Here is an 18187-nt window from a genome sequence, read left to right on the forward strand (position 1 = left end):
TTGAAACTCAGGATAATGCGCTGGTACTTGCTAGCGAAGGCGGGCGTAATGTTTAGAGAAAATTATAAACCTTAAGGTGTTAACTGTCAGCTGTTTGTGTATCGACACCTAAATCCTGATAATAACTGGATTAACTATTCTGAAGCGTGTTATCCAAGTTCAAAGTGATGAGCTTAATACTTGTGATTCGTTGCTATCGATGCAATTGGCCAGTTACTATGTAAATTTAGTATTTATTAGCTATATACTCAAAATTAGTGTGAGTGTAAAGCTGTGTAAACTCTAAACATATACAGCTTCTTAGCTGACGAGTTTTTTGTTTTGTACAGTATACAAAATTTTTGTTTAAGTTATGTTGATACGCTAAAGCTTATAGGGTAATATATAATGTTTGGTATATAGGTAAATGCTAAACATCTAGTTATAATTCTACGATCAGTGTACCGCACAAAGTACAGTGGTTGTAACGTAGTAAAATATGACTCAGCATTGTGGAGATATAGATCAAAACAAGCATGTTTACTAAGTTTTTAATAAGTGCATAATATCGCGGCTAGCAATCGCTAAGATGGCGAGTGAGCTTAATAGCTCAAGGTGACTATTGATAAGTGGAATTGATTTATTTTGCGTTGTTTTACACTAAGCAAAAAGTTCAGTGCATACTAACGTATGCGACCGTTAGTGGTCTTGCCCTGCTAAAGGCAAGACGCTAATTTTAGTTATAGCTTCGCTATAGCTAGCTGCATGACCCAATTTACATTAAAGTATCGCTGAAAAAGATTATGCTAATCAAAACAATACTTAGAGATTTTCTTCTTAGGTTATATTTTTATTGTAATCAAGGTTTCTTCTGGACCTCGCGACCTGTATTATAGTTCTGATCAGGCAACTAATTTTGCCTAATAGATGGTCGTTGTTGTAAACAATATCTAGCAGGTTTTAAAGTATAGCATATAGCGCATTTCGATATTACGCTTACTCATGATCTTCATTTGCTACTCCAATAGTGATATAGTATTACCGTTTAGGTCATGCATACATAGATCTGGAAGTACACTTTCATGCTTGATGATTAGTTTCTTGTTAATCTTAAGATACTTAGCAACAGCAGCAGCCTTTAAGTTTTTTGCTCAGGAATACATGAACTGACACCTAAGGCCGATTGGTTATTAGCTTGGCTTTCATTCATAGACTGACTTGTCCTTCGTATACAAGTGAAGCTGGTCCAGTCATTATTACTGGATATCCAGGGCCTGCCCATTCGACAGATAAACGCCCACCAGGCAGGTTAACTAATAGTGGAGAGTCCATCCATCCATGGCTAATTGCAGCTACAGCAGCAGCACAGGCACAGGTACCACACGCTTGGGTTTCGCCACTGCCACGTTCCCATACACGCAATTCTACGCTAGAACGGTCTATTACTTGCAGGAAGCCAACATTGGCTCGTGCTGGAAAACGTGGGTGATGCTCAATCTTAGGTCCTAGTTCATACACGGGGGCGCTATTGATGTCATTTACGCGCAGCAGGGCATGAGGGTTGCCCATTGATACAGTCGAGATATCTATAAATGTGCCATCAACATCTAGAGCATAACTAGTCGCCTGCTTAGTAGCCTGGAAAGGAATATCTGCTGGCACCAGACGTGGTTTACCCATGTTCACGCTGATCTGGCCATCGCTATGAATATCCAGATCAATCAAGCCGCTTTTGGTTTCGACGCGAATATGCCGTTTAGTAGTTAGGTGCTTGTCTAGTATAAAGCGCGCAAAGCAACGTGCACCGTTACCACACTGTTCAGCTTCGGAACCGTCAGAGTTAAAGATCCGATAATAAAAATCTACCTCAGGATTACTCGGTGCTTCGACGATCAATAACTGGTTAAAGCCGATACCGGTGTGGCGGTTACCCCACTGTTTAACTTGCTGAGGTAGGATGTGCGCATGTTGGTTTACTAGGTCCAGAACCATGAAATCATTACCTAGTCCATGCATTTTAGTAAAACGTAGTAGCATGACTTACTCCGGTAGCAGGCTTTCGCTAGCATATAGTTCGGCTACCATCTCGCGGCGACGTACTTCAAACGCTTGTTCACCGTCTACCATTACCTCAGCGGCACGACCACGGGTGTTATAGTTAGAACTCATGGCAAACCCATAAGCGCCGGTCGAATGTATAGCTAATAGGTCGCCTTCTTCCATCACTAACTTGCGATCCTTAGCCAGGAAATCGCCAGTTTCGCAGATAGGGCCGACAATATCATAGGTACGACTAACACCTACGCGAGGTGTTACAGCAGTGACATCCATCCAGGCTTCGTATAATGCTGGTCTGATCAGGTCGTTCATTGCCGCATCGACTATAGCGAAATTCTTGTGCTTAGTATGCTTAAGGTACTCAACCTGAGTTAGAAGCACGCTAGCATTAGCGACGATATAACGGCCGGGCTCGAATATTAGTGTTAGACCTCGGCCTTTTGTGCGCTTACGCACAGCCTGAATGTATTCAGTAATTTGAGGTGGCTTTTCATTGTGATACCGCACGCCTAATCCACCACCAAAATCAATGTGCTTTAGGTAGATATTACATTTACTGAGTCGATCGGTCAGTATTAATAAGCGGTCAAACGCATCCAGGAATGGTAGCAGGGTAGTCAGTTGTGAACCGATATGGCAGTTGATGCCTAGCACTTCCAAGTTTGCTAACTGCGTGGCATGTATATATAAGTCTTCGGCGTCGGTAATGGCGATACCAAACTTATTCTTTTTAAGGCCGGTAGAAATATACGGGTGTGTCTTAGCATCAACGTCTGGGTTGACTCGTAAGGAGATTGGCGCACAAACGCCCATTTCAGCGGCAACTACTTGCAGACGTTTCAGCTCATCTTTAGATTCAATGTTGAAGCAATACACACCAACTTCTAGAGCGTAGCGCATGTCTTCGCGGCTCTTACCGACGCCAGAGAATACAATTTTGTTAGGCTTGCCACCGGCAGCTAGCACACGCTCCAGCTCGCCACGAGAAACGATGTCAAAACCAGCGCCTAGGCGCGCTAGTATATTTAATATACTCAAATTAGAGTTCGCTTTAACTGCGTAGCATACCATGTATGAAACGCCTTCCAGTGGATCGGTAAAAGAGTAGTATTGGGCTTCAATATGTGCACGGGAGTACACATAGGTTGGGGTACCAAAACGTTCGGCAAGCGTAGACAGAGCCACACCTTCTGCGAATAGCTCACCATCACGGTAGTTAAAAGCATCCATAGATTTCCTTTGTTGAGTCAGTATTGTTATTGTGCGTTTGAGATTGCAGTGTTTGTGCTTGATTATGCGAGCCTCTGCTATCGTTTGGCATATAGAGTAGGCCTTTTTGACCACAAGCAATAATGAAGCAACTAATTATTACGAGTGCAGCAAAGAAAGAAATTAAACGCTTCACGGTATAATCCTTTAATTGCGCATTAATTGCCTTAGAGTATATTGACTGCTTACCAGCTTGCCTATACGTCACAATAGTTATCTAGCTGGTAGGTTATTAAGTTTGTAGTAATTTTGCCTACGTTATTAATGAGGATATTTCACGTACTACGGATAAAGAGAACAGATATCTTGATGCAATCATCATGGTGCATCCATATCAAGCGCTGCTTGAGCGTGACAAAACATTTTTATGTATTTGGGTAATTGAGTATGGCTGAAGTTATTTTTAAGATTTAATAGATGTAACCAGTTATTTTCTATTGGAATATTTTCTACAATAACGCCCTAGATGTAAACCTAGTAAATGTACTGAATGTTAGATTTAAAATCACACCTAACTAATCTTCATTCGTCAGAAACTGACGTGTTAGCTTATAGTTGGCGGCACGCTTTTTGGTGACATTTACTGCGACTATGATGAAGCAAGCGGTAAACAGAGCAATGTCATGGCAGTAACAAGCTGTTAGGTGAAATACTGATGAGTTTAGCCCGTGAGCACACTAATGAAGTACTGGGTCTCGCCGAGATTGAATAAGGCTAAGCCTGTACTTATATGCAAGCCTAAGTTACTGTTCAATAATGCAAGCAACGATTGTATCTTCACATTTTGTTATTATGTATTACCTGGATAAGTACACAGCATTTCTCTGCTACTTTTACTATGTGGGAGACATCTAAAAAATAGAGCTCCTCTCGTCATGCTTGACGCTTGATGATCTGTGCTGAGACCGAATAGTCTGAGCTGCAACTTTGAGATGTCTTTTATTTATGTCGTTGCGGAGTGACTAAGGCAGACATCTATGCATGTATGCCTATGAGAACGCCACTTTTAGTGTGGCTTTGCGTTTACGCAAAGAAATGCGTCTATTGAAATAATAGTTGCTATTATAACCATGAACTTCAGAGTGTATTGCTGTAATCAAGGCAGAGGTAATATGGCTGCCACATGACTCTAGTGTACTCTAATCGCGTGGATATTAATGAGGGTAAGACCTGCAAAGCAGGATGTCGGTTATCAGCGCGTCGCTTAAACTACAAGGAGGTCAGCACATTGATTGGCTGGCACTTAGTGGTAAAATGCCTAATCTGGAATTGTCTAGTGTTACCGATTAACCAATATCAATTAATGTCATTTATTTCTGATTGTATTTCGGTTACATTTCTCGATACAGTGGTGCTGAGCTTGCAATTAATGTTTAGTTAGAGTGCGCTGTACTGGTTTTAGGTGTTTTGGTTTATTGCACGCCTTAGTGAGTATCCCTCAAGGTAACATTAGATTACTATGTTAGAGTGTTTGTTTAACTTGTAACTAACCTAGTTAGCAAATGCTATATGCTTGAAGCGCATACTGAGGCAGTATACGTTCAGTTAAAATATTAAATTTTGCAATACCTCATCAGTCGCTGAGTACTAATTTGTGAAATGTTTTATCCTCCTTTTAAATAACCACTACATCACCACTAATTAATTTACCTAGTACAGATAGCCGTGTGCGCGCTTATAGCCATAAGCGTAGCAGGTTTGAAAGAAAAAATTAGTACTATCAAAATCCTTTGACAGGCAAAACCTGTAGGCGGTATCAGGTGTTTGTCAGCTTTTTAGTGTCTACAGAGTAAGAAAGTGATACTAAAATTTAGGTTTACCTTATCAACTAGTAAAATGGCTACTATTTAGCTGGTCTGTCAGTTCTGTCGTATAAGAAACGTTTAGCGGCAGCCATAACTATAAGATCAGTGTTAGTAGCCTTTTAGGCTTTATTAAGTTTTTTCCAGGATCAAATAACATTGATTTCTCGTTTGGTAATTTACTCGTCTGTATATAATACAAAGATTCCGGACTAAATTGGAAATTTAGATTAAGAGTATATCAGACTTCTTAGCTATCAAGTTAGCAGATTCAGTTATTTTCTAGAAACATTTTGGGTAATGCCCTTAGCTCTGTTTCGTACCATTTAGTATTGAATACTTGGTTTTCTTCAAGCATATTATCTATATCTATTATTAGCACTTAGGTGATGAAGTTTAAAATGTCGTCGCCCTCATAACTTATTAGCGTCAGCTCGTTCTTGTTGAAGGTGACTTTAGTGGCAGGCAAGTTGTCGCTTTCAATCAAGTTTTAGATAACTCAAATCAGCATATTTTGGTACATTATTTTTTAGTTGTTGTATATATTGATTGGCTCACTCATAGCAAGTTTTGTTAAAGAAAAATGTTAATTTGCATACTATGAAGTAGGTAAATTTGGCTGCTAGTTAAGGAAGATTGATAAATCTTTGACAGTTAACTTGTCATCTGATCTACAAGTAAATTACATTAATTCAATGTTACAGATTATCAGCGAGCAACTACTACAAGATAATTAAATTAGTGCTGTCAGAGTAAAACCTATCTTTTAAATAAGTATTGTGATACAAGTAATACAGTAAAATCTTTAGGTGTGAGCTAACAAGGTAAAGTGCTCAGTACTTAGTATCAAACAGGCTCTGGTAATTGACGATAACTAACGTAATCTTTAAATATACCAAGCAACCATATAGAAACTTTGAGTTGCTACTAAAGAATATATATTTATGTGCCGAAGTGGCGTTGTACAGGGAAGTTTTGCTATGCAATTAAACTACTGTATTGTGTCTGTTTTGCTGTGGTGTTCTTAGATTTACTGATATTTGAGAAGTTCAAGAATAAAATTAAAGTCGAGGTACTGCTAAGTATAGTTCTTTTATTTTACTTGGTAAGACTGCATTGTATATGTTAATAGAAGAATTTCATGATTGCCGATTTGTATTTCATGTATAGCGTGAGCTTTGTTCTAGCTCTTACATATTATCGTTACAAATAATTATGGATATTTGCCAGGCTTTATAGAGTGAGCACTCTATCCTTTGTTAAAATTGTTATCGATATGTAATTAAATATATGATGTTATAGCGATAAAAGTTATGTTTAACAGTTATGATAGGTGGTAAAACGCATGACAAAAGCATGCGATAAGTTTACTGAAAAAGCTGCTACAAATTAGTTAATTATATTAGTGCTTATAAATTTGCCTGTGCTTTGTTTATGAAAATGCTATACATTGGTACCTTTAATCAAAAAAACTACACGTAGAGGCAATATCACTAGTGATTAGTATTTTAATTGTGTAAAGAATGGCTAAGTGCCTTGCCGCCGTAAGCAACTGGGAAGAGATTAGAGGCAAAAATTAATTTGTAACGATATTTGATGATTTAGCAATATTGCTGCCTCAGCAGCCATCTATAGTTACATAGACTAGTGTATAAATATACGATAGTTTGATACATTTGATCATAGCCTAGACTATTCTTTATTAAAAAGCTGGTGGCCTATTTGAATTGCGTATTAGTAATACTTTATAACACTAACTATCAAACATTAAAGTGCGTAAATACAATGCAATTAGCCTAAGAAACTTAGGGTACTGAGGCTATGAACTTTTGTAATCCATACTAGTTTTAGCGTGGATCGCTATCATCCAATTAACACGCCTGTCTACGTTGTCTTTATGCAATATTAACGCAGGAATCAGCGCAATATAAATATTCTGATTATTAATAATAAATCCCACACTCGTGAGCAAATAATTCGCTTAGTCATTGAACAGAGGATTATATAGGCGTTCAGCCAAGCACCACCGATAGTTCAGAAGCATTGACGCTAATCAATAGTCTCAAGCAAGACTTCTCGTTGCTTGATATCAGTTTGCTAGGAAGTCTGTACGATTTGCAAATTGCTGTTTGTCTAAGTTAATAAAATTACTACCTGTCGTTATGTTAGGCGTAGTCTAAAAAGAGCTTTCTACTAAGATGCTAGAAACTAGCAGTGTTAGCTTTATTATTAAGTCAGTAATAGGTGCACATTCCTTAAGGTTATGAAGAAAGCTAAGCATCAAAGCGAGCACAACTCTTTATGTTAACACGACCAGCCGCTGAAAGCGTTAACGTGCTACGCAGATATATTGGCGCGTAATACGTAAAGGTGTCGACTTAGTTTAGTTAGACCTGGTAGTTTATTTGATTACTTGTTATAAGTAAGTAACTCTACTTTATAAAATTAGTGAAGTTATGCTTGATAAGTCATTTAAAACTCTTGAAGATAAATTTATAGACTGCTTCGTGCACAATTCCCGCAACTTGCCAGTACTATTTGAGTGAATAAAAACCTATAGTTGTACGCCTCTGAGCCAAATATAGTAGTTTTAACTAAAGGATTGTAGCTATATTTGTATTCCTTGCTCCCGACGCAGTACGGCTAAACAAGCCAGGTATTTGCTTATTCAAATCAAATCGTGCTTGTATCAGCAGCTATCATGTGTCATCTGTATATTAAATCCGGATAAATCTATGTCATCTTGCGCGATTCGTGTTGCCACTCGTAAAAGCGCTTTAGCCTTATGGCAGGCTGAACACGTAAAAACACGCCTTAAACAGATTTATCCGGATTTAATAGTAACGATTCTGCCTATAGTAAGTAGTGGTGATAAGTTATTGAATTCACCACTGTCAAAAATTGGTGGTAAGGGTCTATTTGTTAAAGAACTAGAAACTGCGCTTTTAGAAAACAAAGCCGACATCGCCGTTCATTCAATGAAAGATGTACCTATGGACTTTCCTGAAGATCTGGATATTTTTTGTATCTGTGAGCGTGAAGACCCGCGCGATGTTTTTGTTTCTAATATTTATACATCTATAGATGCGTTACCTCTTGGTGGTATTGTTGGTACCTCTAGTCTGCGTCGTAAGGCTCAATTACTGACTCTCCGTCCAGACTTGCAAATCCGTTTACTACGCAGTAACGTCAATCATCGCTTAATGAAGCTTGATGCCGGTGAATATGACGCAATTATCCTTGCTGCTGCCGGTTTGATACGTTTAGGTTTAGAAGACCGTATTACTTCAGCTATTAAGGTCGAACAAAGTTTGCCGGCAGGTGGGCAGGGTGCGGTAGGCATTGAATGTCGCATCGCCGATAGCGAAATTCACACTTTACTTAAACTAATTAATCACGTCGATACTGAGGTACGCATCACTGCTGAGCGCGCCATGAATAGGCGTCTAAATGGCGGCTGTCAAGTACCGATTGCTTGTTATGCTGTGCTTGAAGGTGAAAATCTTTGGCTTCGAGGCTTGGTAGGTGACCCTGACGGAGGCATATTGCTTACTGCTGAAATGCGTGGGTTACGACGTGATGCGACTGCTTTGGGTATCCAGGTTGCTGAAAAACTTTTAGATAAAGGCGCTGATGCCATTTTGCAAAAAGTCTATGGTATGGCCATTTTGTAGTGATTGATTGGCGTGTGTTGCTGACGCGACCTGCTGAAGAGTCTGCAGTTTTAGCCAGTATCCTGTCTAAAATCGGTATATTCAGCAGTATTTTACCTTTGCTAGATATCGAAGCCTTACCAGTCACTGCGGAGCAACAATCAGTCTTTTGTAACTTAGACCGTTATCGCGCGGTAATCGTGGTAAGCAAGCCAGCTGCACGCCTCGCTGAAAGGCAGCTGAATAAACCTTGGCCGCAAGTAGCGTGGTTCAGTGTCGGTGCTGCTACCGCGCAGGTGCTAGCTAATCATGGCCTTAACTTTAGCTATCCGCAAACCGGTAACAATAGTGAGGCTTTGCTCGAGTTACCTGCTTTACGTAAAGTGATTGCACAGCCAGGCTCTAGGATTTTAATCATGCGTGGCGAGGGCGGGAGAGAGTTTCTAGCCGAGCGTTTGCGTACACAAGGCGTTAATGTCGATTATCTTGAGTTGTATCGTCGTTTTCTTCCAGATTACGATACTGGAGCGTTAATGCGGCGCATTAAACTAGAACGCCTGAATGGCTTGGTAGTTTGCAGTGGGCAAGGTTTTTTACACTTGCAGGCTCTGGCTGGTCATGATTGGTTAAAGTTAGCGCGGCTGCCGTTGTTCGTGCCCAGCTCGCGAGTTTGTGCAATGGCGCGGGCTGCCGGAGCACAAAAAGTTGTAGATTGTCGAGGCGCAAATGTTACAGCCTTATTAATGGCGTTGCGTAGCGCCGCCTTGTGAGACAAGCGCCACCACTCTTTGAGATGCAAAGGACGGATATGTGAGCGACACAACTATTCATAAAAATGAAGCCCAGCCCCTACTGCAAGCACCTGTTGAGTTACAGCTAGCCAAGCTACACCATAGCAATATCTTGGCAGTGATCGGTATGTTTCTTGGTGTCGCAGGCGCAGCTGTTGGCATTTGGAGTATTTTGCAGGCTCATATGCTGAAAGCCAGCAACCAGCAACATCTGAACCAGGTGCAGACTTTGGATGACCAATTCCAGTCCCTAAAGCAGAGCCAGCAACAATTGACTGCACGTATTGTGCAATTGCCTACTACGGATGAGTTTGAGAATTGTCGCTATCTGATTACCAAATTGCAGGGTGATCAGCAGCGCCTAAGTGATCATCTGGAAACCGTGCTTGGCTTGAGTCATCAAGACTGGTACCTAGCTGAAGCAGAGCATCTGATTCGACTGGCTAGCTTGCGTCTTTCCGCTTTACAAGACATTAACAGTGCTTACTTATTAGTTCAGAGTGCTGACGAAATTCTACGTAAACAGAGCGATCCAGGTGCTTATATTGTCCATGAGCAGTTGGCTAAGAGCCTTGCGGCGTTGCGTAATATCGATCAACCAGACCGCAACGGCTTATATCTACAACTGATAGCGCTACGTGAACAGGCTATGCAACTTGCGTCTATTGCACCGGAATACCAACTTACTGAGCAAGTGCCTGAAGAGTTCCAGACAAGCGATACGAGACATTATTTAAGTCATTGGTGGAAGCAGATTTTTCGCTATTTCCGTATTGACTTTAAGCCTGATGACAACGTTCATCCATTACGTGCCGGTCAAAGCTTAAATCAGGCGCACATAGCGCTGAATCTGACTTTAGAGCAAGCGCAATGGGCAGTTCTTAATAACGACAAGATAGTGTACAGCCGTTCGATGGGTGAGGCGCGTAAAATGCTACAAAATAACTTTAATCAAGATAACCAGCAAAGCAAAGCGATATTAGCTCAGATTGCTGAGCTCGAACCTAAGACTGTCTCTGTGGTAACCCCTAGTCTAGCTGCGAGCCTAGCTGCTGTGCAGGCCTATCTATCTGTTTATGCACCTAAGGCATCAGCGGGCGTGCCGGCTACTCAGGAGTAGAGCCGATGAAGCGTTTTCATATAATTTTAGTGTTTGTAATTGCGATTGCCATAATACTTTGCGTAAGTGCCTCGAAACATACTGGTTACGTGTTGATTACTTATCCTCATTTACTACATTACGAATCGAGCCTGTGGGCAATGTTAGTAGCTGTGTTTGCCATCCTCTTAGCTATTTATTTGATTCTAGTATTACTCAGATTATTAATTACTTTTAGTGGTGTCCTGAATCCGTGGTCGCGGCGCAATCGCATTCGTCGTGTACAGATAGCGATTGAGAATGGTCCAATAGATTTAGCGGAAGGTCGCTGGGCTAGCGCCGAACGCTATTTGCATTGCGTGGCTGAATCTGAGCGTTACCCTTTGCTATATTATCTTGGTGCTGCACGCGCCGCTAATGAGCAAGGTCGATATAAAGAGTCTGATGGTTTGCTTGAGCGGGCCTTAGAACGCCAGCCACACGCGGAACTAGCAGTTGCACTGAGTCATGCACAACTGCAAATGGACCGCGGTGATACTGATGGTACGCTAGTAACGTTGCAGGCGATGTATGAGCGTTACCCTCATCATGCACAGGTTTTACGTCAATTGCAGCGTTTACATCAGCAGCGTGGTGATTGGCCATTAGTGATTCGCTTGTTGTCGGAATTGCGCAAGGATAAAGAGCTTCCTGATGCTGAGCTAGCTGAGCTTGAGCGTCGTGCCTGGGGTATACACCTTGGTTTAGTCATCGAGCATGAAGAGCAAAATAATGCAGGGTTACAGTATTTAGAGTGGTCCTGGAAGCAACTGACTTCTGCTAGGCGCCAAGAACCGCAACTAGTGCTGACATATGCTGAGCAATTGCGCCTACTGGGTGCTGATGCTAAAGCTGAGGAGGTGTTGCGTGGTGCTATTAAGTGCGGCTATGACAGCTATCTAATCCGACTTTACGGTTTACTACGCGGCAGCGATCCTAGGTATCAGTTAAAGTTTGCTGAGAGCTGGCTTGAAGGACATCCTGGAGATGCAAGCCTGTTGCTGACGCTTGGCCGTCTTTGTTTACAAAATAGCCTGTGGGGAAAGGCGCATAGCTATTTTGAGGGCAGCCTACAAGTGCAGCGTAATCCAGAAGCCTGTGCTGAGCTGGCACGCTTGCTGGATCAGCTAGGCGACTCTAAGCGCAGCAACCAACTATTTCAAGAAAGTCTCAAGCTTCTAGACAGTCGTTTGCTAGCGTTACCGCTGCCTACGCCTACGCACGCATAGAATTAGAAATTCAAGCAAATGCTGACTAATACTTAGCTTGATAGCTAACTTATTTTTTAATATAGCAAACTATTTAGCAAAACAATACTATATTGTAAATTTATGGTGCTAGCCACTTGTAGTTTATTCAATGTCTGACAAGATATTATCAATTTTTTTGTAGAATGCTTTATTCTAACGTGTATTGCACATTAACATAATTGTTCTATTATAATTATCCATATCTTGCAGTAATGTAGTGCAACGTCTTGTACCGTTATATGTTATCTGTTTTTCTAGCATGCATGGTTAGCTCATTAATATTGAGTCTATCTTTTGATGTTAAGTTTTTACGTGTTTTTTATTTTGTTGCTTTCTGTATTAAATACAGCATATTTTTTGACTACCTGTATGCTAATCAAGCTGGTCATAGTCATCCGTCATGCAAAACGCCTTGTGGTTTATTTTCTACTACAAACTTGCTAAAATATACTTAGCATTACTTTGTGCTATTACTGGAATGTAGGATGGTACTGTTGTAAAGTGCTACACTTGGCAGACAAACAAGTGCTCCACCAGCATTGCTGTATAATCACAAACCAGTTATATTAAGTTAATTTCTGCAAGTGAATCTTGCGGTTACTACACGATTTTATAAATATTAACTGGAAATATGCTTAATTTCAAGCAACCTGAATAGAGTTTACTATTCTTTTATGTTGATTTTAATTTTAATCAGGATACAGTCTTAAGTATGCATATGTTGACTATGTTATAGCATAGTTTATATTTTACGAAGTACTGGATACTAGCAGCAATTTATTTTAATAAAAATTAAATACCTATAGAAATTTTTCTTTATACTTAAATACCTATAATGATATAGCGCTAATTTAGCACTACAGGCTTTATAAGCCTACTTATAAACATGCAGTCTCATTTGGTGAGTGGCAAGATTATCTACCAGCACCAGACTTCCTCGGCAAGAAGTTTATTTCTTATTGGTTAGCTATTTAATGGCAATAAATATGTTATTTAAAGTTTAAAATAATCAGCTAGTTTGCTGAGTGAGCATTTCTTACTAGAAGATTATTCTGTTAAAGTGTTGCGTAATTTTGGATCACCTCATCCACATTATTAGTGTGACAGCTCCTCAGCTGTCAAAATTAGCAGCCGCTAGTTCCTTCAAATATTTAGTATGCATTATAGTGTTTTTAGTCTCTAGCCGCCCATGATGCACTGTCTGGGTAACACTATTCAATTTGCGTATTTTTTATTAAAAATACGATGCTATCGAGCAAATGTTTTATGTATTTTGTTTGCTTGTGCTTTATTATTACTAGTAGGTAGCTTGCCATCTGTAATATTTACTAGTCTGGCAAGCAGCATGTCAGCCGTTGTACTTTTATATACTATTTCTAGTTTATGCTTTGGCTAAAAGTTGCTGCTTATCTACTATTGTTGTTTTCATTCTGTAGAGCTTTACCTTCGGCCTTAGTCTAAGCTTGGTGTGTGGTGAAGATCTGTTTGATGCCATGCGTGATTAAAGCAAGTATTTTTTCTTAGCAGCTCTCTTGAAGCCGCTAATTAGATAGTGAGCATAAGCTGCACTTAATTGTCAACGAAGAGGTAAGCTATGTGTTAGCTAAATAGAAGTCTGTTAATAACCCTTTGCCTTTTACTCAAGTAACTTTTAAGTAATCTACTAAAATATCTGGAAAGCGCGTGTTTGAAAGTATTTGTGGATGCAGCAAAAACTGCTAACTACACTAGAAATAGTGCAATTAGGTATGAGAAAAGTTACATACATTTTATACTAAACTACAGATCTCTATGAATTGCTAGCAAACCAATAGCGTATTTTGATAATATTCTCAAAAAAACTGATAGACTCACCGAATGCTATCCATGATAGTTAATTTTGTAAAACTCTTACCTTACATTGATAAATTTAAAGGGTGTACTCAGGGGGGTTAAACCAGTTTATAGCATTTAGGTATATGAAAAGAAAATGCAGCCAAAGTGCCTAGTTGCTCATGCGCTAGTAAAGGCTAGCAGAAGCGCAAGCTATAGCTAAATTTGTCTGAATAGACAGTTATTAAAACTACTAAGGCAAAGCCAGTTGCCACCAAGTCTACATTGATAATGCTCAGTAATTATATCAACTAATGCTTCACTAATTACTGGTGATTTAGATACACTACTGCTGTAGTACGTCGCAGTTTTTGGTTAGCGTTTTCAGTAGCTAAACTTTTAAAGTATTTTATTAATTTACTTCTCACTCACTTACCCCATACATGGTGTGGCTGTATAGTGCCAAACAACTGCTAGGCGCTTCAGCAATTTCTGCTTGGCTGCTGGTTTTAGAGTTTTCAGTAGTTCGTGTAATACCGCAAGAAACAAATAGTGCAGCGTCGTAGCTTACCATTACATCAACACTTTTATAACAGTTCAACTATCGCTTTTTAATATGATTAGGTACACTGCTAAACTAGCTTAATAAACACATGCTTAAGAGTCGTAGCGTGCTACTTGATCTATGTATAACTATTGTAGGTCATCAACCCAGTAGGTATGTTGCACGTATTACTTCTGCATGCAGAAAGTAGTAGTTTAGGCGTTATATTTGATGTAAGCTCCAAGTCAATACATAGAATTACAATGAAATTAGCAGCTAACGAAACATATACATGGCATCGTAATGATAATTTGATCTTACAGTCTAACATTATAGCGTGATTTTTACATCTTGTTGAGGATATCTAGTTTAATCCTGTACGTTCAGTCAAAGACTGATATGTTCTGCGTCAACAGCGCAGTCCACTTCCTACATTATTCACCATATTTACTGGGTGAGCTAATCACGAATGTTATAAACTACTTATTACCGGATAAGTATTACATATGCCTAAACCTTATTTAATCGTTTATATATTAGTGAAGCATATTGGTAGCTAGGTAGCTAGCTCACATTAATAAACGTATTTTGGCGCTGTTTGCGACTTAGTATGAATTAAGAATTACAGTTTTAGTAGCTTCTGCCTATGGATTATCGTTTAATAGTGTCAATGAGATGATAGTTAGAAACTGATGGCAAAATTATAGAATTGAACAGCTATCTAAAAAGTAGCGTGTACTGTCTGACAGACGATCTTCTATAAATGGCGCCAGCTAATCAATAGCTCAGGCCTCGCTAGACAGAAGATTTATAATAAATCTTAATACTTTAAGCGTAAAGATGTCTCATCTATAAGTACTGCATAAAGCATAAAGTTAATAAACCAGAAAATAAGCTTAGTAAGATGCATAAACGCTAAATATACTATCAAAGAGAACTGAGCAAGAAGCGCTATCTACGAGACGGTGTGTAAGGATAAATTACACGATCTGCTAACCTAACAAGGTTAGTTCACATTGATACGCAATACGATTAGAGAAAACTTATAGATAGGTCATAAACTATTTAAACCTTGGAAATAGATTTAAAAGCATTGCACTAATGATACTATAGTAGTCAAGTTGCTATTATACGCAGTGCTCTAATTTTGGTACTGTAGCGCTTTAAGGATGTTCGGTAAGTTATTATAGATAGAGCTGTTACAGTTTTCTGCTGTAAGCCTGTGTTAGTTTTTTGTGTTATTATGGTCAGCACTTACACTAAGTGTGCTTAGTGTAATTTTAATCTTATTATCTAGTCATTTTGTTTATATAGCATCGTCAAGCTGGCAGATACTCGTCGACAAACCAGATATAAAAGGCTTCGCAGTGGCTATAAACTTGTTCTAAATTATGCTGCTTACATTTGGACTGAGCTACTTTAATAAAGGTATCATATAAATACCTAATAGCTTATTTGCCATTTTTTAGTATGGCTTTTAGCTTAATACTTATATATTGCCTAGCAATAGGCAACATTCGCTACTCATATAAAAATTATAGCTTGTCTTTAGTCAATTGAGTTTGCATAAGACGTAATAATTAACTTTTCCATGAGGTATGCGATGACGCTCTATAACTTTGTTAGTTTTATTTATGGTTAGCTGGATTCTCTTTTATTTTGGTGTGCTTTTATCTATACCTAAAAGTCTTCATACGGTTTTCTGCACAGTTACTTGCATGCAATAAGTTTTAAATTGGGTCTAACAATATAGATTGTTATAGTGGTTTGCTAGTTTGGCGATATCTTGATAGCTTCGCCTATTGAATTATATATAATAAAATAGTTCATTGTAGTTAAACGATAATTTACCTACTAATCAACATGAGCGATTAGTAGGCCGTATACTAAACTCATAAACTAATGGCCATAATGTTTCCTTATGTCCTCATTAATGCTAGTAATCTAAAAGTTTCCATATTCGTTTATATTGGCTGTGTGATTATAGTTCATATACACGCAAGCATCGCTATCTCTTCAGGACGTAATCTTGCATGCGATCATTATCAGCGCCTATATGTTTTTGATGGTGGTTAACTAGTTTGTATATTATAACGGCATAACTAAAAACTACATTAGATATTTATATTTTATGATACTTTAGATTAATATAAAATCTATAGAGCTTTATCTATCTAGAGTATGTCGTATTACAAGGTACCTTGGTAAGGTAGCTTCACGTCTAGTTGTCTAGCTATTCAGTCAACTGCAGATTCTTACTTAGTTATTTTGATGCTTTTGTTACTATACTTGGCTGGTTTAGTTAGGCGGCCGCGTACACTATCATTTTAATAATGTGCGCGTCTTAATCAGATATAAATCTGCCAATAGCATTTAGTGAAGCACTGTTGAGTGATTACTGGCATCGTCAATGGCCATTGACGTATTATAAAAATAATGCTTGATATTGCACTAATATAGCATGTCATCTTCACATTTTAGTATTTTGCTAGATTTATATATCTATATCTTTAGATATAATTAATACAGTCTTTTATATTGACTATAGATGAAAATTTACTCTGGCTTTGTCGGCACCAGCTTAGTATCTTGCTTAGTCTATACTAAATTAGTATATTCCTCAGCTGACAGCCTATAAAGCCAGAATGCATGCTCGTTGGGCGAGTAAGCGGTAGCTGTTCTAGTGATGATGTTTTTGTGTGGCTTATAGCTTGCTTGACTGAAAAATATCTAGTAGTGGATTAGGTATACGTGTCCGGATTCATTTGGATGCCTGCTAGCTAATTGATGAGAACTAAATAATAATATTTGCCTTTAAGCTTCAGTTTCAGGTTGCGCACAATAGCAAAATAAGACTAAATCAGGCTGCACTTTGTGTACGTCAAGACTGGGTCTTGGTATTAAGCAGTTCAGATACAGTAGATTAATGTTTGTTAGAGTAAATTATCTCTAGTGATCAGGTAATTTGCAGCATTGAGCTGCTGGCTGACTGTCTGGTAAGAAAGGCTGCCAGCAGCTTGCAACCAGTATAATAAGTAGTTCGGTTGAGCTAATTGTAAAAGAGTAATTTGCCTAACAGTAGGCAACCAGTTAGCTGCGCTACTTGAATAAGGCTAGATGGGCAACTGATCATGCCAATGAGGAATATAGAAAGCAGATGTTTGCTAGCCAGCTATCGATAATCAGCGTTCTCATTATAAACTGATGATATATCATTAGTTCACTCATTCTCATAGGTTAAATCTAATACTCGCTCTACAAGCTTATTGATACCTGAAGACACCTCACTAATGCTCTTACCGAGCATATAAGCTGGCGTACTTAGTAACTTGCGAGCCTGATCTTCAACGATGTTTTCAACTGTACATTCACAGTGGGTAGCGCCCATCTTATCCAGAGTAGCAATAGTGTCTGGACAATTGCCGATGGTGCATTTTACACCAGGACCATAGATCTTTGCAGCTAGGGCTGGTGAGATGCAGATTAGTCCTACTGGCTTGCGCGCTTCAGCAAACGCTTTGACCAGCTCTAGTATCTGTGGGTTAACGCTACAACCAGCACCTTCTATCGCAAAGTTCGACAGGTTTGTTACTGCGCCAAATCCACCTGGCATGATCAGTGCATCAAATGCGTTTGCATTTGCTTCACAAATATCTTTTACTTGCCCCCTAACAATGCGCGCAGATTCTACTAGAACATTGCGCGACTCTGGCATTTTTTCACCGGTTAGGTGGTTAATCACATGCTGCTGCGTAATATCTGGCGCAAAACATTGAACCTGAGCACCATGTTGGTCCAGGCACAGCAATGTGATCACACTTTCGTGAATCTCTGTACCATCGTACACGCCGCAGCCAGAAAGGATCACTGCAATATTTTTGCTCATAGACA

General features: G+C 39.2%; 8 protein-coding genes. 4 read left to right on the plus strand and 4 right to left on the minus strand.

The features are described 5' to 3' along the window. Positions 1–1185: 1185 nt before the first annotated feature. Genes dapF through lptM form a run of 3 tightly spaced genes read right to left on the minus strand, consistent with a single transcriptional unit; the run spans position 1186 to position 3442 of the window. On the minus strand, positions 1186–2016 hold the full coding sequence (gene dapF, locus C3B55_RS00165) for a diaminopimelate epimerase (protein ID WP_129210387.1): 831 nt from the start codon (positions 2014–2016) through the stop codon (positions 1186–1188). Positions 2017–2019: 3 nt separating this feature from the next. Beyond that, on the minus strand, positions 2020–3267 hold the full coding sequence (lysA, locus tag C3B55_RS00170) for a diaminopimelate decarboxylase (RefSeq protein ID WP_129210389.1): 1248 nt from the start codon (positions 3265–3267) through the stop codon (positions 2020–2022). Continuing rightward, the gene (lptM, locus tag C3B55_RS04605; protein ID WP_129210391.1) at positions 3254–3442 is read right to left on the minus strand and encodes an LPS translocon maturation chaperone LptM; all 189 of its coding nucleotides are present in this window, start codon (positions 3440–3442) and stop codon (positions 3254–3256) included. Before lptM ends, lysA begins: the two co-directional genes overlap by 14 nt. A gap of 4401 nt (positions 3443–7843) precedes the next feature. On the opposite strand from lptM, the gene hemC reads away from it, so the two are divergent. The 4 genes from hemC to C3B55_RS00200 are packed head-to-tail and all read left to right on the plus strand — an operon-like array spanning position 7844 to position 11919. After that, positions 7844–8782, plus strand: a complete 939-nt coding sequence (hemC, locus tag C3B55_RS00185) for a hydroxymethylbilane synthase (RefSeq protein ID WP_129210393.1) — start codon at positions 7844–7846, stop codon at positions 8780–8782. Next, complete coding sequence (locus C3B55_RS00190) at positions 8782–9531, plus strand: uroporphyrinogen-III synthase (RefSeq protein ID WP_129210395.1); 750 nt, start codon at positions 8782–8784, stop codon at positions 9529–9531. The genes hemC and C3B55_RS00190 overlap by 1 nt, the downstream gene beginning before the upstream one ends. 40 nt (positions 9532–9571) lie before the next feature. Next, complete coding sequence (locus tag C3B55_RS00195; RefSeq protein WP_129210397.1) at positions 9572–10672, plus strand: uroporphyrinogen-III C-methyltransferase; 1101 nt, start codon at positions 9572–9574, stop codon at positions 10670–10672. Between the two features lie 5 nt (positions 10673–10677). Next, on the plus strand, positions 10678–11919 hold the full coding sequence (locus tag C3B55_RS00200) for a heme biosynthesis HemY N-terminal domain-containing protein (protein WP_129210399.1): 1242 nt from the start codon (positions 10678–10680) through the stop codon (positions 11917–11919). A 5597-nt stretch (positions 11920–17516) separates the two neighbouring features. Here C3B55_RS00200 and elbB read toward each other — a convergent pair. After that, positions 17517–18182 (minus strand): isoprenoid biosynthesis glyoxalase ElbB, encoded by a 666-nt coding sequence (gene elbB, locus C3B55_RS00205; protein ID WP_129210401.1) that lies wholly within the window; start codon positions 18180–18182, stop codon positions 17517–17519. Positions 18183–18187: the final 5 nt, after the last annotated feature.

This window comes from Candidatus Pseudomonas adelgestsugas (assembly GCF_004124255.1).
GTDB classification, from domain to species: Bacteria; Pseudomonadota; Gammaproteobacteria; order Pseudomonadales; family Pseudomonadaceae; genus Aquipseudomonas; species Aquipseudomonas adelgestsugas.